At 33.7% G+C, this 17,366-nt stretch carries 17 protein-coding genes, 3 pseudogenes and 2 other annotated features; of the genes and pseudogenes, 10 read left to right on the plus strand and 10 right to left on the minus strand.

Annotated elements, in window-relative coordinates; all coding sequences use genetic code 11:
• Positions 1–223 precede the first annotated feature (223 nt).
• Positions 224–604, minus strand: a pseudogene (locus NKR74_RS03885) (ABC transporter permease); the annotation flags it as partial.
• Positions 605–1,052: 448 nt separating this feature from the next.
• Here NKR74_RS03885 and NKR74_RS03890 point away from each other — a divergent pair.
• A complete protein-coding gene (locus tag NKR74_RS03890; RefSeq protein WP_253628674.1) occupies positions 1,053–1,949 on the plus strand; it encodes an ABC transporter permease subunit in 897 nt (298 codons plus the stop codon).
• Position 1,950: 1 nt separating this feature from the next.
• The gene (locus NKR74_RS03895; RefSeq protein ID WP_253628675.1) at positions 1,951–2,940 is read left to right on the plus strand and encodes an ABC transporter permease; all 990 of its coding nucleotides are present in this window, start codon (positions 1,951–1,953) and stop codon (positions 2,938–2,940) included.
• A gap of 343 nt (positions 2,941–3,283) precedes the next feature.
• On the opposite strand, the gene NKR74_RS03900 is transcribed toward NKR74_RS03895, so the two are convergent.
• Both NKR74_RS03900 and NKR74_RS03905 read right to left on the minus strand, forming a co-directional pair.
• Entirely contained in the window at positions 3,284–4,642 is a 1,359-nt protein-coding gene (locus tag NKR74_RS03900; protein WP_253628676.1) for an amino acid permease, read from the minus strand.
• A gap of 55 nt (positions 4,643–4,697) precedes the next feature.
• Positions 4,698–4,954, minus strand: a binding site (T-box leader).
• A 201-nt stretch (positions 4,955–5,155) separates the two neighbouring features.
• The gene (locus tag NKR74_RS03905; protein WP_253628677.1) at positions 5,156–5,746 is read right to left on the minus strand and encodes a DUF2441 domain-containing protein; all 591 of its coding nucleotides are present in this window, start codon (positions 5,744–5,746) and stop codon (positions 5,156–5,158) included.
• 263 nt (positions 5,747–6,009) lie between these two features.
• Positions 6,010–6,274: a binding site (T-box leader), on the plus strand.
• Between the two features lie 87 nt (positions 6,275–6,361).
• Between NKR74_RS03905 and trpB the strand changes: the two genes are divergently transcribed.
• Complete coding sequence (gene trpB / locus NKR74_RS03910) at positions 6,362–7,558, plus strand: tryptophan synthase subunit beta (protein WP_253628678.1); 1,197 nt, start codon at positions 6,362–6,364, stop codon at positions 7,556–7,558.
• A gap of 104 nt (positions 7,559–7,662) precedes the next feature.
• Here the strand turns inward: trpB and NKR74_RS03915 are convergent, their stop codons facing one another.
• Positions 7,663–7,797 carry a hypothetical protein gene (locus NKR74_RS03915; RefSeq protein WP_375337711.1) on the minus strand — a complete coding sequence of 45 codons (135 nt, stop codon included), beginning with the start codon at positions 7,795–7,797 and terminating at the stop codon, positions 7,663–7,665.
• 106 nt (positions 7,798–7,903) lie between these two features.
• On the opposite strand from NKR74_RS03915, the pseudogene NKR74_RS03920 reads away from it, so the two are divergent.
• Positions 7,904–8,005, plus strand: a pseudogene (locus NKR74_RS03920) (MerR family transcriptional regulator); the annotation flags it as partial.
• A gap of 165 nt (positions 8,006–8,170) precedes the next feature.
• Here NKR74_RS03920 and NKR74_RS03925 read toward each other — a convergent pair.
• The gene (locus tag NKR74_RS03925; protein ID WP_253628679.1) at positions 8,171–9,406 is read right to left on the minus strand and encodes an ATP-grasp domain-containing protein; all 1,236 of its coding nucleotides are present in this window, start codon (positions 9,404–9,406) and stop codon (positions 8,171–8,173) included.
• 123 nt (positions 9,407–9,529) lie between these two features.
• On the opposite strand from NKR74_RS03925, the gene NKR74_RS03930 reads away from it, so the two are divergent.
• Positions 9,530–10,651 (plus strand): YheC/YheD family endospore coat-associated protein, encoded by a 1,122-nt coding sequence (locus NKR74_RS03930; RefSeq protein WP_253628680.1) that lies wholly within the window; start codon positions 9,530–9,532, stop codon positions 10,649–10,651.
• A gap of 323 nt (positions 10,652–10,974) precedes the next feature.
• Here NKR74_RS03930 and brnQ2 read toward each other — a convergent pair whose 3' ends face one another.
• Complete coding sequence (gene brnQ2 / locus NKR74_RS03935) at positions 10,975–12,291, minus strand: branched-chain amino acid transport system II carrier protein BrnQ2 (RefSeq protein ID WP_253628681.1); 1,317 nt, start codon at positions 12,289–12,291, stop codon at positions 10,975–10,977.
• 218 nt (positions 12,292–12,509) lie between these two features.
• On the opposite strand from brnQ2, the pseudogene NKR74_RS03940 reads away from it, so the two are divergent.
• A pseudogene (locus NKR74_RS03940) lies at positions 12,510–12,655 on the plus strand (IS1595 family transposase); the annotation flags it as partial.
• A 79-nt stretch (positions 12,656–12,734) separates the two neighbouring features.
• On the opposite strand, the gene cotJC reads toward NKR74_RS03940, so the two are convergent.
• From cotJC to NKR74_RS03955, 3 genes are read right to left on the minus strand one after another with little or no spacing between them, the layout of a single operon-like run.
• Complete coding sequence (gene cotJC / locus NKR74_RS03945) at positions 12,735–13,304, minus strand: spore coat protein CotJC (RefSeq protein WP_098308199.1); 570 nt, start codon at positions 13,302–13,304, stop codon at positions 12,735–12,737.
• Positions 13,305–13,316: 12 nt separating this feature from the next.
• Complete coding sequence (locus tag NKR74_RS03950) at positions 13,317–13,568, minus strand: spore coat protein CotJB (RefSeq protein WP_098308290.1); 252 nt, start codon at positions 13,566–13,568, stop codon at positions 13,317–13,319.
• Between the two features lie 20 nt (positions 13,569–13,588).
• Positions 13,589–13,804 (minus strand): spore coat associated protein CotJA, encoded by a 216-nt coding sequence (locus NKR74_RS03955; RefSeq protein ID WP_098308201.1) that lies wholly within the window; start codon positions 13,802–13,804, stop codon positions 13,589–13,591.
• 107 nt (positions 13,805–13,911) lie between these two features.
• Between NKR74_RS03955 and NKR74_RS03960 the strand changes: the two genes are divergently transcribed.
• Together NKR74_RS03960 and NKR74_RS03965 are read left to right on the plus strand one after the other, a co-directional pair.
• Positions 13,912–14,301, plus strand: coding sequence for a VOC family protein (locus NKR74_RS03960; RefSeq protein WP_253628682.1), 390 nt, complete (start codon positions 13,912–13,914; stop codon positions 14,299–14,301).
• 97 nt (positions 14,302–14,398) lie between these two features.
• Positions 14,399–15,178: a DUF2935 domain-containing protein gene (locus NKR74_RS03965; RefSeq protein ID WP_253631075.1), complete on the plus strand. Its 780-nt coding sequence runs from the start codon at positions 14,399–14,401 to the stop codon at positions 15,176–15,178.
• A 90-nt stretch (positions 15,179–15,268) separates the two neighbouring features.
• Here the strand turns inward: NKR74_RS03965 and ku are convergent, their stop codons facing one another.
• The gene (gene ku / locus NKR74_RS03970; RefSeq protein ID WP_253628683.1) at positions 15,269–16,090 is read right to left on the minus strand and encodes a non-homologous end joining protein Ku; all 822 of its coding nucleotides are present in this window, start codon (positions 16,088–16,090) and stop codon (positions 15,269–15,271) included.
• Between the two features lie 383 nt (positions 16,091–16,473).
• On the opposite strand from ku, the gene NKR74_RS03975 reads away from it, so the two are divergent.
• Both NKR74_RS03975 and NKR74_RS03980 read left to right on the plus strand, forming a co-directional pair.
• Complete coding sequence (locus NKR74_RS03975) at positions 16,474–16,752, plus strand: YkvA family protein (protein WP_253628684.1); 279 nt, start codon at positions 16,474–16,476, stop codon at positions 16,750–16,752.
• Positions 16,753–16,763: 11 nt separating this feature from the next.
• Entirely contained in the window at positions 16,764–17,366 is a 603-nt protein-coding gene (locus NKR74_RS03980) for a DedA family protein (RefSeq protein ID WP_253628685.1), read from the plus strand.

Genomic DNA, 17,366 nt, shown 5'->3' on the forward strand with positions numbered 1-17,366 from the left:
ATTGAAGCTAGTGCAACGCTTACATCAACTAATTATAATTCTTTGTTGTAAGAAAGAACATTAAAAGTTATTTACATTTTTAAAATTTTCTATCTATTTCGGTAGTAATTTAGTGTAATAGATTCTTTTCTTTGATGATCTGTAGAGAGAGGAAAAACGAAAAAAATATGCAAAGACTACACAAATCTATAAAAAAGGCTGCCATATATAGCAACCTTTTTTATCATTCATATCGCAAGCATTCAATCGGATCTAACTTCGCAGCTTTGTTGGCTGGAAGTAAGCCGAATAAAATACCGATTAACATAGATAGTCTGACCGAGATTAAGCCTAATTTTACTGAGACAACGAGTGGCCACGCTGCAAATAATGATACAACCCATGCAAAGAAGATGCCGAGTATAAATCCGATAAAGCCGCCTAATGCTGTTAGAATACAAGATTCAATGAGAAATTGCATTAATACTTTTCCGCGCGTTGCACCCAGTGATTTATGAATTCCGATTTCACGTGTACGCTCTGTGACAGATACAAGCATGATGTTCATAACACCGATACCACCAACTAATAGTGAAATGGCTGCAATACCACCGAATACGCTTTTTAAGATACTTGTGAAGTTATCAATCTCTTTTAATGCTTCTTGTGGATCTGGTACTTTGAATTTCCCTGTGTGCTCTGGTTTTTTAGCATCATTTAATGATTTTACAACTGCATCTTGTACAGCTTGCTTATCTTGACCAGGAGCAATTTTTACTGTTATACCATTTTATTTTCACCTTTTCGTGTCATTTTTGTCTCTGTAATTCCCAGTATAAGAGAGGGATTAAATCTGACAAATCGTTTTATCTTACAGCAAAATTACATTTTTGTAAGGTTTAGATTAAATAATGTAAGGTTAAGTGTGGAACATAATAGGTGGCTTTTCATAGAGAAAAAGAATGAAAATAAAATACATTAGTTTAGTGATTCTATTATCTGTAATTTACAGATAATATTTACAATTACAAAATCTGTATATAAAATGGAAGAAAACGGATGGGAGCAGGGGTATGGTAAAGAAGGTTTTCATACATAGTTCAGAAGTGCTTGTGCAGTTCTTCTTATCAGTTATCGGGATTATTTGTTTAGGGGCGTTGCCTGGTTTATTTCAAGGTTTAAAAATAGATTTTCATAAATATATAGAGACGGTAAAAATGGTGTGTAATAATTTGTTACATATGTCATCGATGACGTATTTACCAATTAGTAAAGATCCGCAACCAAGACCGCTATTTCCTCAATTATTTGTTCATTATAAAGAAACGATGGTTATCTTTTTAGCTTCTTTTTTTATTTCACTTTTGATTGCTTTTTTAATTGTTTATGTTATTTTACGCAGCAGCACGAGTGTTCAAGAAAAAATCAAATCATTTTTACTCTTTCTTGAATCTATTCCAGATATTCTTCTCATCATTGGTTCGCAAGTTTTTGTCATTTGGATTTTTAAACAAACAGGTATTTTAGCTGTAAGTATTTCGGGGATTGGAGAGCAATCTATTCGAGGATTACCAATCACTTGTTTAAGTGTGCCGACAACAATTATGTTTGTAAAATTATTATTACTGCGTTTTGAAACAGAACTTGAAAAAGATTATGTACTGTTTGCAAAGGCAAAAGGATTAGATAAGCTCTACATTTTAAATCATCACGTATTACGCAATGTGTTATTAAGTACGCTCTTTTTTGCAAAAACGAACATTTGGTTTATGCTATCGAATTTGTACATTATTGAATGGATGTTTAATACGTATGGCATGTTTGTATTTGTAAGGGAAGCCACAGGTGTTAATTTTGCAGCAGGTATTCCTGTTTTTACGGTGAGCTTGTTGCTTCTTTATATACCTATTTTTATTATTTTTAAGTTGTTTCATTATTTCGTGCCTAATGCAATGAAAGAGAGGCTATAAGATGTGGCAATATATGAAGCGTGATAAACGGTTTTGGGTGAGTGTATCATTTATTGTTATACTTGTTCTATTAAGCGTTGGAAACACCCTTTTTAATGATGGGAATATTCGAAAAGTGTCCATTCAGTTCGATAAAGACGGAACACCTGAAGTACCTCCATTCCCGCCTTCATTTCAGTTTTGGCTTGGAACAGATGACAAAGGATTTGACTTATTAAATTTAGTCATTGAAGGTGCAAAGTGGACAATCGGTGTATCTGTATTTATTGCGTTATTACGCATAGCATTTGGCATTTGTTTCGGTGTTTTTCTTGGAACATACATAAAGCGGGGATTTACAAAATTAGAAGCTTTTTTTGATAGTTTTACAATCATTCCAATGATTATGATTGCGGATTTTTTACTACGTTATGCAATTCCATTTCACAATGGTGAAGCAACTTCTACCTTTTTTGAACGAGCTTCGTTTGAAATTATTTTATTAACGGCGCTGGCGGTTCCGACAATTTCTTTATATTTTGCAAATGAAATTCGTAAGTTATTAACAGAAGAATTTATTGATGCTGCTAGAATTTTAGGAGGCAGTAAACGACACATTATCATGAAACATGTTTTTCCACACTTGTATTCAACTTTTGTGATTGTATTTATGCAGCAATTCGTGCAAACGCTTATTATTTTGCTGCATCTCGGTTTATTAGGTTTATTCTTTGGAGGAACTGTTATTTTTTATGAGGGAGTGGATTCATATACTCATGAATGGTCGGGGTTAATTGGAGTCTATTTTCGGTCTTTAACAGTTCATCCGTGGATTCCACTTGTACCTATTACATTTTTGGGATTAACCATTTTTTCAGGAAATATAATCGTAAAATGTATACAGGATGCAGTAGCGAAGGCAAAGCTAGGAGAGAGTACAAAACAGGAGAAGAGAGAGGAGAAACAGCCTATAGCAACAGAAGAATTGTTTGCGTTTAAACATACGATGTAAATGCAGTACTGTGTTGTTGATGAGGAAGGCTATTTGTAGAAAGTGAAAAAAGCAGCTGGATGAATCCAGCTGCTTTTGCATGTTTTCTCTCTATTCGTGAGTTTATCCAGCTACTTTAGGGAAGTAAGACTCCCACCTCTGGATTCGATACCACAGGAGCCATTTGAAATTTGAACAAATTGCTGATAACTAATATGATTGAAATAAAATGAAACGTATGTTCTGTTTTCGGATGCATGAATCTCCTTCTAAATTTCTTTTTCTCAGTTTCTATGAGCTCAATTAAAATTCTAATTTGAACATGAAATAGAATTTTGCTCCTTGACGGGGAACATCCACTCCATTAAGCAGCTTGTTTCATGGTGAAACGAGAAGAAGCTTTGAAATAAATCAAGGTAATCAATAAATAAATACCAAATGTAATAATTGTCACCATTATAGAAGTAGTAGCAACTACACTTACTAATATGGAAATTAAAATCAAAAGAGATACGAATGTTGTATAAGGAAAATAGCGAGCTGAATAGGTATTTTGCTTCCATTGTTGCACGCGAATTTTCAAATACGCTAGCGTAATAATAATCCAAATGCATAATACTGTATACGCAAGAGACCCCATTAAATAGTTAAACGTTTTGCTTCCGGCAAATAAAGAGATAAGCACTCCTACATATAAAGAAGATGTACAAGCTAGGATTGCATAAATAGGGACTTTTTTTGGAGACAACTTTGTAAATATTTTTGGAAGTTGTCCATCTTGTGCTTGTGTATATACGATACGTGAAGACGCGTATAATCCAGCATTCATGGAAGAGATAATGGCTAATAGTATAATTGCATTCATAACGTGATCCGCATATGGAATTCCTATAGCTTTAAATACCATTACAAACGGACTCTCTGGAACCCCATTTACTTGATTCCATGGAATCAAACTGACTATGATAAAAAAAGGTAAAATGTAAAAAGAAATAATTCGAATTAATGTTCCTCTTACAGCTTTTGGTATAGCTTTTTCTGGATTTTTGGTTTCCGCTAAAGTGACACCTATCATTTCGGCACCACCATATGAATATATTACGACTAGCATAGCTGAAATTAATCCATGCATACCGTTTGGAAAAAATCCACCGTGTGATGATAGATTAGAAAATCCTATTGCAGTATGAGTTTGAAATGGAACGAATAGTACGATAAAACCAAATATGATAAATAATACAATTACAGTAATTTTTAATAAGGCAAGCCAATATTCTGTTTCTGCGAATAGTTTTACTGAAAATAAATTCACCATAGTAACAGCGATAGAAACGATGAAAGCTAAAACCCAAATTTGTATATTTGGAAACCAATATTGAAGGAATGTAGCTGCTACTAATGATTCTGCAGCTATATTTAGCACCCACATTTTCCAATAAATCCAATCTAAAAAATATCCTGCATATTTACCTAGAACGGGTTGAATTAGATCTCGAAATGTTCTAGCTTGTCGATTTTCTAATGCCATGTGAGCCATGCCCTTCATGACAAACATTAGGATTATTCCTCCAAATAAATAGGCAATAATTACCGATGGCCCTGCCATATCGATAGCTGTACTACTTCCTTTAAACAGTCCGGCTCCTATAGTTCCGCCTAGGGCCATCATCATAATATGGCGTGCTGTTATCGTGCGTGTTAAACTTTCTTGTTTATTTGTCATATGATTTTCCCTTCCTTTCTATGTTGTAAATATATAAAAAGGCCCATCATCTCCTTGAAGAGACGATGGGCCTAAAACCTACCGCGGTACCACTCTTATTGACTTCCTCACATACAGGGAAATCCAGCTTTTTGCACATTATTCATGCTAAATTTTATAACGTAAATCAACCGTAAAAGCCTAACATATCTTACTTTGTTCAGCCTTTCCACTCCTAGGCGAGTTCGAAGTTTCATGTGACTGTGTTCCACCACCCCACAGCTCTCTGCACATCATGAGAATTCTTCTACTACTCCTAATCATTGTGTTTATTCTATCTGTCTTATAAGATGTTTTGTTAATATTATGGATTAATATATAGAAAGAAAATTCAGTTGTCAAGAATTTTATGAAATTTTATATACTTCGGAATTAAAGGTAAATAAAGGAACTCTCACATTGTGGGAAGGATTTAAGGCTTTTATATTTTAATTTGTCTTCAAGATAATTTACTGGCTTATCTTTAGAAGTGGCTTATGAGAAATCATTAATAATTTCTACCACTTCAATTTTTCCGTTAATCAATAGCTCAGGAAGCTCGTTTTTTACATTACCCTTCCAATATTCTCTAGCTTGTTCAATTTTTTGAGAGAAAGGAATTCCATCTTCCTTTGGTAAAAGGTTTCCATCTCCCTCAAAAGAATTCCCGATAACTCGTAGTTTAACAATCTGCAAAACTTTACGATTGTAAGAGTCAAATAACTCTTTCCATTTCAATGCGTCTTCATAGCTTTTCGCAGCGTATAAGCAAGACAATCTTGAAGGATATTCAGGATATTCTTGCAGTCTAATCATTTCTACTATCACTTCTCTAATAGCTCTGATTGTTTGGTCTATATACTTAATAGCTACCTCGGAATCCTCTTTATTCAAGTTCAAGCCTTCATTTGTATAATGACCTTGAAAAATTTGAATAAAGTCTTCGCCTTTTGAATTCAATTGTTCTCTCTCAAAGAAGAAACGATATAAGGTATTGTTTTGGCTCTTGCCAAAGTTAATTATCTGTCCAAGACTCATTTTTTTTCTAGTAACAATATGATAAGCATACAATTCGTTCTCTTTCATAATCTGCCTCCTATTTCATTAGTAGTCACAAATGGTTGGGTGCTACAATGATTACCATTTATTTCAATTGTACTATTGTTATAAAACATTTGCTAAAAACAACAATCTTTAAGAAAACAGCGTTATAAAATAATAAATTATCTTACCAGCTGTATTCGAATTGCGAGCACTATTGTTATTTTAAAATAATGTAGATTCTTGTCATTCTGTTTTAGTTGACAATGCATTACAAGCTATATATAATCAAAATCAAATCTAAATAGTAAAAATCGATGAGTAAGAGGAGTACCTATAATTGAAGCGTTGCAGAGAGCTGGGATTGGTGTGAACCAGTACGACAGATCATAGGGAATGGACTTACGAGAGGTACGTTGAAACATTTGGAGTATGCGACCCGGGTTCCGCCGTTACAAGGATGAGGATATCGAATGTGACATTCCGTATCCAATAAAAGTGGATTCTTTTATTCTAGTAGGATAGAAGATCAATAGAGGTGGCACCACGGTATCGTAATATATCGCCCTCTACATACCAATTAGGTATGTAGAGGGCTTTTTTATTTGCTCGAAATTGCTCAAATTCTCATCGTTTTTACTTTGAAAGGAAGGATAAAAGATGGAATTATTACAGGCGAAAGAAGGTTTCTTTGGAGAATATGGAGGAAGTTTTGTACCAGAATCATTACAGCAAGCATTAAAGCATTTAGAAGAGACATTTGATATGTACAAAGATGACCCAGAGTTTATGAAGGAATTTCAATATTATTTAAAAGAGTATGTAGGTCGTCCGAATCCGTTATATTATGCGAAGCGCTTAAGTGAGCAATTAAATGGTGCCAAAATTTATTTGAAACGTGAAGATTTAAATCATACAGGTGCACATAAAATTAATAACGTAATTGGCCAAATATTATTGGCAAAACGCATGGGAGCGAAGAGAGTTATTGCTGAAACAGGAGCAGGGCAACATGGAGTTGCAACAGCAACAGCATGCGCGATGTTTGGAATAGATTGTACGGTTTATATGGGTGGTTTAGATACAGAGCGCCAAGCATTAAATGTATTTCGCATGGAATTACTGGGCGCTAAAGTGGTTGCTGTACAAGAAGGAGGACGTACGTTAAAAGAAGCTGTAGATGCTGCTTTAGTAGATTATGCAACTCATTATGAAAATACATTTTATTTATTAGGTTCTGCATTAGGTCCACATCCGTATCCAACAATTGTTCGTCATTTTCAATCTGTAATTGGATACGAGGCGAAACAACAGCATCTTGAAAAAGAAAATCGTCTTCCGGAGTATATCGTTGCTTGTGTAGGCGGAGGTAGTAATGCCATCGGTTTATTTGCACCATTTTATAATGATACAGAAGTGAAAATGGTTGGTGTTGAACCAGGAGGAAAAGGAATTGAAACAGGCTTGCATGCTGCACCATTAACAGCAGGAGAACCAGGAATTATTCACGGTTTTAAATGTTATATGATGAAAGATGAGAATGGTGACATTGCTGAGGCGCATTCAATTGCAGCTGGTTTAGACTACCAAGGAGTTGGTCCTGAACATAGTTATTATAAAGACACAGGCCGCGCACAATATGTATCCATTACAGATGATGAGGCATTAGCAGCATTTCATACGTTATCAAAAGTAGAGGGCATCATTCCTGCACTTGAAAGTTCACATGCTGTAGCGTATGCGATGAAACTTGCGCCTACTTTATCTAAAGAGCAAACGATTATTGTAAACTTATCTGGTCGTGGCGATAAAGATGTTCATCAAGTTTTTGAATTAGCAAATAAAAATGGAAAATAAAAAGAAAGTATCTCGTTCTGGTACAACGAAATACTTTCGTAAAATAACAAAGCACATATAGTATAAAAGATTTTAAGGTAAAGTGAAACTTCCATCAGTGGGGATTACTGCCCGTGGCACTTGTGTTTTCGTTTCATTCCGCCTGCTTCTATAGCTAATTGATTAAGTGTAGCGGAAGACATATGTCGATATAACTCTTCGGTAAATAAAGATAACTCTTGTTTTTGGTGTATATTCATAAAAAGCACGTCACCCTTTCTCATTAACATAAGAGAATAGTAACGTGCTTTTAACTTCAAAAATAGTCTAAATCCTTAAGTTGATGAATGTGTGGTGGTCCCCCTTATAGAGAAAAAGTTAGAGAAACGAAATCAGTTATTGCTTGAAAATATTAGAGATATACAGAAACAAAAACGGAAAGGTTTTTTTGGTTTGTTTAAAAATTAATTTACTGATTATGTGAACGAAAAGTCTCTTTAGAAAAATTGAAGGGATCTTTTGGGATTTCTAGATAGATTGACTGGTGATATTATTACTATTTGAACATATTAAAATAGTAATATAAAAAGAGTAGATATAGAATGATTTTTGATGTGTTATGATCCCTGATTTTTAGTCAATTGTATCTATTATTTCAATCTGAAAAGAAATTTCTTTAGCAGCTTCTAAAGCTATTTTTTTAGCTTCTGTTTTAATATTGGATGCTGCTAAAACGTATGCATATCGATGTCCCATTGATCTAGGTGGTTTTAGGACAGTTCCTTTTTTAGGTTTTATATAAACCTTCTCTACACCAGGATATTTAGAACTACGATCTTTCCCTGTAACTTGAATTAGTTTTCCTTTAGATTTAACTGTTAGGTAATGAGTGTACACATATTTATAATGTTTTTTATTTAGCAAAGGTTTATTTCCTAACATTAACTGAATAGTTTCTTGTACTAAGTTGATTCCATGTCCAATTTCAATCATGTCATTCATTGCTCCACCTGATATTCTGGGATTTATCTCAATTAATTTCCAAATATCATTTATTCTCCGGAGTTCTAGATGACAAGCTCCATTTTTCATATTAAAAGCCTGAATAATAGAATTAATGGCATTGAAAAGACTATTATATAGTTTCTTGTTTACCTGTCCTAGTAAAGAATAACCAGTAACAATAAAGCGTTCAAAAAGTGTAATTTCTTGTTCAATTATTGCTATAATATGAACTTTTTCATTTCGAACTAAAACTTCGACTAAGTATTGAGGCCCATCTACATATTCTTCAAGTAAAATTTCTTCATTAGGTAGTTTTTTTAAAAGACTTTGCATAGATGAAATTAATTGATCTTTATCTTTTACTAATAATACATCTTTTGATCCCGTTGATTTAGGAGACTTTACAATAAGAGGAAATTCCATCTTTTTAGTTTTTTCAATAAAAGATGATAATGATTCTGTTGGTTTGTAAATTAAATAGTTGAGTGAGATTGGTAAATTTTTAAGTACATTACGAGTTAATACTTTATCTTCCATTTGATAGATTGCTTGAGTAGATACAATATTTGAGCAGAATTTTTCTGATAAGCGTGCAGCTACAGAAACAAAAGGATCAATAAAACTAAAGATTCCTTTTATGTCTTTTCCTGTTATTTCCAATTTTTCGATTGTTGTAATTATATTATCATAATCGTTTATATCAGTAAAAGTCATCTGATGTACATCAGGGAATGTACTGCGTTCCTCAATAAATTTTTTTTTGTTGGTTAATAAAACAGTAAAGAAATTAAGTTTTTCCGCTGCTTTGATTGCTTCCCTACTTGATCCAGATTTATTTGTTTCAATAAAAACAATAGTATCCATCTCATATCACCTTAACCTTAATCATTTTATAAAATCGCAGATTTATTATTTATATAGGTAGAATATTAAAATGAGGTCAAGCTTGTTCTTGATTTTTCTAAAAATGGTTAAATAAGGAATAACATGAATATATATATAATGAATTTGATACTTGTTTTGAAAAAGATCTTTGCAAAGAGGGGAAGAGGAACTAATATGACTACAATTGGTATGCTTCATCATCGGAAAGATCCGAATATGGTAAAGAAAACATATGCTTATGCTGCTGTAGCAAAAGCCGAAGGTGTAAATTTTTTTTATTTTACTTTAGGGAAAGTAAATATAATAACTGAAAAGATTTTAGGTAAAATTTATGAAAATGGTAAGTGGATTGAACAAGAATTCTCTTTTCCTGATGTTATTTATAATGCAAGTGTTTACGTTAGTGATAAAAATCAGCAAATTTATGATTATCTATACGATAGGATTCCGTTCACAAGTCATTCAATTGGAGATAAATTAAGTGTATATGACAGAATAAAAAAAGCAGAAAAATTTGAGCAATACCTTATTCCTTTTTATGAATTAACTGATACTAATAAGTTTTTTGACATGATTAATCGCTATGAAAAAGTTCTTATTAAACCAACTTCAGGACATCAAGGTAAGGGGATTGTTTTTATTGAAAAACATGGTAAGTATTACAATATTAATGAGTCAGAGCAAGTTTTATCTATTAATGAAAAACAATTACTAAGTTTTGTATCTCATAAAGTTCAAGAACAAGGTTATATAGTTCAACGGTTCATTTCAAGTCAAATTAAATCTGGTCATGTTTATGATTTTCGATTGCATGTTCAAAGAAATGGAGAAGGCGATTGGGTTATTACTTCGATATACCCGAGAATAGGCCGATTAGGAAGTATTGTATCAAATATGGCTAGCGGTGGTTATAGTACTTATTTAGATGTTTTTTTAAAAACAGAGTTTGATAACGATTGGTACAATATTCAAAGGTATTTAGAGCGATTTGCGATAAGCTTTTCTAACCATTTTAATTCTTTGTATGAGGATGTATTATTTGATGAATTAGGAATTGATGTTGGAATTGATAAGGACCACAAATTGTGGTTGTTTGAGGTGAACTGGAGACCAGGTGTACCTAATATATTTAATCTTGAATTAGATGTAGCTAGAAACTTAATTCACTATGCTAGATATTTAGCTGATAAACATAAACAAGAAAAGGAAAGCAGAAAGATATAGTAATAGAAATTTATGGATTGAAATTGTTTTTAGTATTTATTTTTGATTTGAGTTTCTATTTATATTTAAAATTGCTTAATCTTTACAGTTTGATGTGCGGGATTTTTTATATAGAGGTACAGCCACATTCCCATCAACTTAAGACATTCATTGTTCCCCAAGACGAAAAAAATAAACTGAATCTTCATGGCCAAATATGAAGAGATTAAATTTCCGTTTTGGGGATACTCCAAAATATTAACTTGATAGCGATGGGGTACTGCCCGCAAATAGCTGGATAAAAAAATAAGCATCCGTGAGGGAGGAAGTCCCTCAAAGGATGCTTATTCATTTGTTGAAACTTGCGTTGTTGTTTGTGGTACAAAATAGCCGATAATACCACCGATAATCGCTGGAACAATCCAGCCAACTCCTAATTCATAAAATGGAATTGTATTTGCAATAGATGTAATAGCAGCTGGCATCATCCCGATGTTATCAAGTGCCTGAATACAACTTATAATAAAAGCTGCAATCATTGCTCCAATATATACACTAGGTTTTCTCTTCGTATATTTGTCAATAAACGATACGAAAATTAAGATAATGGTAATTGGATAAAGAATAAGTAATACCGGCAATGTAATTTTAATTAATAAGCTTAATCCTAAGTTAGAAACAACAAAGCTAAATACACAAACCCACAATACAAGTTTTTTGTATGATACATTTGTTAAAACGTTCGAAAAATAGTTGGCAAATGCACTAACAACACCAATTGCTGTTGTTAAGCAAGCGAAAATAATTGCTAAGCTTAATAATATGTTACCGCTTGTCCCAAATAAATGGTACATAACAGCTGCTAATAATTGCCCACCGTTTTCGAATTGGCCGAGCTGTGCGTTTGATGCTCCTATATAACCTAATAAGAAATAAACGATCGTTAAGAACAAAGCTGCAATACTTCCGCATATAATCGTATATTTAGTAATTGCTTTTTTATCATTTACCCCATTTTGACGAATCGCATTCACTACAATGGTAGATAATACAAGGGCTCCAATCGCATCTAATGTTAAAAATCCTTCTAAGAATCCTTTGAAAAATGGCATCTCTTTGTAGTCACCAATAGGAGCAGCAAAAGAACCTGCTGGTGAAAGAATCGCTTTTGTTGCCATTACGGCAATAATAATAAGTAAAATAGGTGTTAAAATTTTTCCAATGTGATCCACTAACTTGGAAGGATTTAATGATAAGAAGTATACAATCGTAAAGAAAATCCCCGTAAAGAGCAACATTGAATACCAGTGAGTTTGAAAAAGCGGTGCAATTCCGATTTCGTATGAAACAGAGCCTGTACGCGGGATAACGAAAAGCGGACCGATAGAAAGGTAAATAATGATGGAAAAAATCGTTGCGAATTTTGGATGAACACGGCTTGCAAGTTTTCCAAAGCTACCGCCTGCTAATGCAACAGCGACAATTGCTAATAGTGATAAACCAACGTCGGTAATCACAAATCCTGAAATAGACACCCACATATTCTTTCCAGACGAAAGACCGAGCAGGGGCGGAAAAATCATATTACCAGCACCAAAGAAAATCGCAAATAGCAATAAGCTAATGGAGAGAATTTGGGATGGTTTTAAAGTTGTACGCATTCTATAAAAATCCTCCTAGATGGTTTTTGTCGAAAATTCAAATAATTTGTCGAATTGATGTTTTTATTTTAATGGTCTGATGACTAGAAAGCAACAGTTAATTTTTAAAAAATTAATAATTGACTCACTAAGTTGAATAATCATTCTGAGGAAAGAAGGGGATTTAAGGCCCTATTTGTTGAAAGGTTATTCTCTCCGAAAATTAGCAGACATGATGGGGGATTGTAGAAATGGATGAAATATATTCTCTATATTCTGAAAGGGGAAAAGAAATATTTGAGGTCGTAAACGTGGATGTTCTTTCGATTTTTGTGGAATTAGCCACGAACAAGTTTTTGTTTTAATCGCAAGAAATCGCAAAAAATTTATTTAGTGTTCTTGGTAGAGTTTATAATGAAACAAAGTGACCTAATAATTGAGGTCACTTTGTTTTTTAATACATTTTAAAAATAAATTTGTCGATCTCGTTCCTCTTTTAAAATTTCGACTGCTTCTCGAAAGCGTAGGGAGTGAACAATCTCACGTTCTCGTAGAAAACGTAATCCATCATTTATATCAGGATCGTCAGACATATTAATGAGCCATTGATATGTTGCCCGGGCTTTTTCTTCCGCAGCTATATCTTCGTATAAATCTGCAATTGGATCGCCCTTTGCTTGTATGTATGTTGCTGTAAAAGGAGCGCCTGCGGCATTGTGATAGAAAATGGCACTATCATGATCGGCATAGTGAGCGTCAAGGCCGGCTTCTTTCATTTGCTCAGGTGTTGCATCTTTTGTTAATTTATATACCATTGTCGCAATCATTTCGAGGTGTGCAAATTCTTCTGTTCCAATGTCTGTTAATAAACCAACGACTTTGTCCGGAATGGTGTAGCGTTGATTTAAGTAGCGTAATGCGGCAGCTAATTCGCCATCGGCACCGCCGTATTGTTCAATTAAAAATTTCGCAAGTTTTGGATTACAGGTACTTACTTTTACGGGATATTGCAATTTTTTTTCATATATCCACATATGTTTGCTCCTTTACATTTGCCATGGCCAAGGTCCTTTATTCCATTCCCAAGGTGCTTTTGAATAACTATTTCCATATTGTTGAAGAGGACCATATTTTTCTTCAATTTGTTGTTTTTGCAATCTACGTTTATAGGAAAAATCATTAAATTGATTAATTGATGCAACATCATCAGGATGGGTATCTAAATACAAAGTGAGCTCTACTAATACAAAATCGAGTTCCTGCAGTTCTTCCATCCATTTATAAAATTCATCTGGCATTTGCTGAGCCACGATTTATTTCACCGTCCTTTCTTATACGGATTTTCATAATAATCATATAAGGCAGGCCACAAAGTTCCTTTTTTTAATGCTTCATTTGGCGGGAATTGCGGTAAATTTGGTGGTTGGAATCCCATATACAAATGCGGCGGAGTAAAGTAGTATTTTTTTCCTATTGGTGGACATGGGTCATTAGGACCGTGAAATGGTACATACGATTTCACAGATTTATCCAATATGCACACCTCCTATATGAAACACTGATATTATGTATTGTATTCGAACATAATTACTATTTATGACTCATATACAACAACTAATAGGTAAGAAAGGGGGCTGGATTGTGGACAAGGTTGTACATTCTGTTTTATTAGAGGTAAGAGATTTGAAGAAAACATTATATTTTTATGAAGGGATATTAGGTTTTAAGCCGAGTAGACAGCGTCCTCAATTAGACTTGCCAGGGGTATGGTATGATGTTGGATCTGTGCGAATTTGTTGTATTGTAAATAAAAGAAAACAATCGGTGAATAAGGAAGGGATTTTTCCAAAAATAGAAGTGAATATGCAATTGTGTGAGGTGGAAAATCTACTTAAAAAGTTAGATTACTACCATGTAACGTATACAGAAATGGAAGATTACGTAGAGGGGAAAAAAGTACTATCTGTTTATGATCCAGACCAACATATGATTCAGCTGCAATCACAATTAAAGAGTGAAAATTTAGCTTAACATCTTCTAGGGCTTTTTTCTGCCTCGAGTACACATACGAAAAAGCTTTATGAATATATATAATAGGGAATGTTTGCTGTGAGGGGGGGAGAATATGGTGGATCGAGCTTATGAAGAAAGTGCCTTATTCGAGCATAAATTTTGGTTAAGAGTTTTGGAAGATCACGCACACTTTTTGGTAGATGGTTTAGCCCCAAAGGAAAAGGAAGAAATTCAAAAGGCAATGTATTTTGAGCAAAAATTTGGTGAGTTGTTAACAAAACTTCAGACTGCCAACCTCATTTCATTTGCAAAAGAGGCGGATGAAGCTGCGAATGCAATTAGAAATTTTAAATTGCATATTTTACGTAAGCAATTGGAAGGGAAAATCGTCATTCATCTTACTCCTACATTTCTTAATCATATGGTGAATGAAGTAGAAGAATACATAACAGTACTTAAAAACTTGATGGAAGGTAAAGTGCCTCCTCTTTTTCACGAATTACATTATCATCTCGTATGGTTAATAGATGCAGCTGGTCATGCAGGGTCCATTTCTGGTGAACTAGACCTTGTTGAGAAGCGTTTAAAAGAAAAAAGCCAAGCGTACGAAAAGCATTTTGAGCAATTTTATATAAAAGCGGTTGAAATGACTGGTTATTTACGGTCAGAATTAACATCTTTTCCAGCCTTAAAGAAATTTACAAAAGATGTCTCGTTAGAGATTACTTTATTTTCACGTTTTCTTCATGAATTAGAAGAACTAGAGTTATCGGAACAAGTGTTAAGTTCGTTTTCGGCGAGAATGGCAGATCATATGGCAAGGGAAGAGTGTTATTACCTGTTAAAACTTGCACAATCTTCAGGGATAGAGATTCCTAATTGTACTCCTTTTTAGAAGTACGAAAAGCTGATTTATTGCGCTACTTCTGGATAGTGAAATTTCCATCAGTGTAAAATGAAGTCCTCCATTGATGGAAGTTTCACCTTATTTTGCTTTTCGTTTGTTAGTTTTACTTTTTTGCTTAGATAGTTGTTTTGTTTGTTCAATACTAGCATTTAATGTTGCCATGATATCTACAATATTTTTAGATTGGAAAATGGTTTCGGTTTTTTCGTGATGTTCTACTTTTTCTTCAATGAGGTCAAGGAGGGCTTCTCTATATTCATCTGTATATTCTTCTGGTGTAAAGGGAGTTGTAAGGTGATGAATGAGATTCATTGCAGCAATGAGCTCTTGCTTTTGCAAAGGTGTTTCTTCATGTTTCGGCAAATTTGGAATACTTTCCACTTTTCGTATTTCATCCGAATAGTGAATGGTTTGCAGCATTAAACCTTGATGAAAATTACGGATGATTGCTAAATGTTGTTTTTGACGAAGGGAAATATGGACAAGCCCTAACTTATTTGTTCGTTCAAGAGCTTCTTTTAATAATAAATATGCCTTTTCTGAACCTGGAGTAGGACCAATAAAATAAGAACGATCGAAAAAAATAGAATCTACTTCATCCTTTTGAACAAATGAAAGAATGTTGATTGCTCGTAATTCATGTGCTTTTTTCAAATCATTTAATTCTTGTTCTTCTAAAATAATATATTTATGAGGTTCGTATTCGTAAGCTTTCACAATTTCTGCTTCTTCTACTTCTTCATCTGAACAATCGGGAGCAATCTTTTTGTATTTAATAGGGGTAAGACACTCTTTGTGAAGGTGTAGTAACTTAACATCTTTTTCTTCTACTGCACTATACAATTTAATCCCGATTTTTAATAACCCAAGTGAGAGAGAGCCTTTCCAAATTGTATGCACAAGAATATCCTCCTTTATATACGATTATTGTCATGTAAAGAAAATGAATATATATATTATGCTAGCCATGAGGGCTTCTTATACATAAAGGCTTTCATCAAAGTTTTAGGTTAATCAACTAATACAGTGATAGAAAGTATTGACATTTTCTATTAAAACTTTTAAGATGACCATATAAAATTACGTATATAAAGGGGAGTAACTTCAATAATAAAGTCGTCATTACAGGGAGAAACCCTCGGCTTTATTAGCAACAATATGTTGTTAGTGAGACCTTTACCAGACGTGGTAAGGGCCCCTTATTGTCTTTTTTAGGACCTTTACCATTTTGGTAAGGGTCCTTTTTGTATGCCGTAATAGGAGACCGAGAGAGGAGAAGGAATATGAGAAAGTTGTGGAAAAGAATACGTCTAATCTTCCAAGTTCGTAAATTTATTCCGTTTTTATGTGAATTCTTTACATCAAAGGATGTGGAATTTAAGAAAAAGGTACTTTCTATCTTATTCTTATGTGGATATGTTATGTTTCCATTCGATATCATTCCAGACTTTTTATTGTTTTTTGGTGTGCTAGATGATGTAGCGGTGATTCTGTTTATTTTACAGCGCATTGTCAAGATGGCGCCTGTTCATTTGCAGGATAAATATGGATTAGTAGAGTAGGAGAAAGATAGATGGAACAGCTTATTTTAGATTTTATTAATTACTTAAAGCAATTCTCATATTTTGGAGTTATTTTTGCTTTAACGTTTGAATTTGTTCCTGCTGAGATTGTATTACCACTCGTTGGATATTGGGTATATGAAGGTGATATGAATTTTTGGATTGCGGTTTTAGCGGGAACGATTGGAGGAACAACAGGACCATTAACATTGTATGCCATAGGATATTACGGAGGCCGCCCGCTATTACTCAAATATGGGAAGTATTTTTTCATTAAAGAAGAACAAATTCAAAAAGCGGATGATTTCTTTGCAAAATATGGCCCTGTGGTAGCATTTACTGGGCGGTTTATCCCAGGTGTACGTACGCTTATTTCGGTTCCATGCGGGATGGCGAAAATGAATATTTGGCAGTTTGCAATCTACACATTTGTTGCGATGGTACCGGTAACTACTCTTTATATTTATGTTGGAATGAAGCTTGGCCCGCATTGGCATAAGGCTGGTGCTATGGTAGATCAGTATATGTTGCCTATATTAGGAGTTGTTTTTGTTTTTATTATTGGAATAGTTATTTCCAAAATGGTTAAGAAAAAAAGTAGAACAGAATATTGA

It is taken from the genome of Bacillus sp. 3103sda1, from assembly GCF_024159135.1.
In the GTDB taxonomy this organism is placed as follows: domain Bacteria; phylum Bacillota; class Bacilli; order Bacillales; family Bacillaceae_G; genus Bacillus_A; species Bacillus_A rhizoplanae.

Excerpts from the sequence above, each read along its gene's own strand:
- NKR74_RS03890 (WP_253628674.1), top strand. The coding sequence starts at position 1,053 with ATGGTAAAGAAGGTTTTCATACATAGTTCAGAAGTGCTTGTGCAGTTC.
- NKR74_RS03895 (WP_253628675.1), top strand. The coding sequence starts at position 1,951 with ATGTGGCAATATATGAAGCGTGATAAACGGTTTTGGGTGAGTGTATCA.
- NKR74_RS03900 (WP_253628676.1), bottom strand. The coding sequence starts at position 4,642 with ATGACAAATAAACAAGAAAGTTTAACACGCACGATAACAGCACGCCAT.
- NKR74_RS03905 (WP_253628677.1), bottom strand. The coding sequence starts at position 5,746 with ATGAAAGAGAACGAATTGTATGCTTATCATATTGTTACTAGAAAAAAA.
- trpB (WP_253628678.1), top strand. The coding sequence starts at position 6,362 with ATGGAATTATTACAGGCGAAAGAAGGTTTCTTTGGAGAATATGGAGGA.
- NKR74_RS03915 (WP_375337711.1), bottom strand. The coding sequence starts at position 7,797 with ATGAATATACACCAAAAACAAGAGTTATCTTTATTTACCGAAGAGTTA.
- NKR74_RS03925 (WP_253628679.1), bottom strand. The coding sequence starts at position 9,406 with ATGGATACTATTGTTTTTATTGAAACAAATAAATCTGGATCAAGTAGG.
- NKR74_RS03930 (WP_253628680.1), top strand. The coding sequence starts at position 9,530 with ATGAATATATATATAATGAATTTGATACTTGTTTTGAAAAAGATCTTT.
- brnQ2 (WP_253628681.1), bottom strand. The coding sequence starts at position 12,291 with ATGCGTACAACTTTAAAACCATCCCAAATTCTCTCCATTAGCTTATTG.
- cotJC (WP_098308199.1), bottom strand. The coding sequence starts at position 13,304 with ATGTGGATATATGAAAAAAAATTGCAATATCCCGTAAAAGTAAGTACC.
- NKR74_RS03950 (WP_098308290.1), bottom strand. The coding sequence starts at position 13,568 with ATGCCAGATGAATTTTATAAATGGATGGAAGAACTGCAGGAACTCGAT.
- NKR74_RS03975 (WP_253628684.1), top strand. The coding sequence starts at position 16,474 with ATGAGAAAGTTGTGGAAAAGAATACGTCTAATCTTCCAAGTTCGTAAA.
- NKR74_RS03980 (WP_253628685.1), top strand. The coding sequence starts at position 16,764 with ATGGAACAGCTTATTTTAGATTTTATTAATTACTTAAAGCAATTCTCA.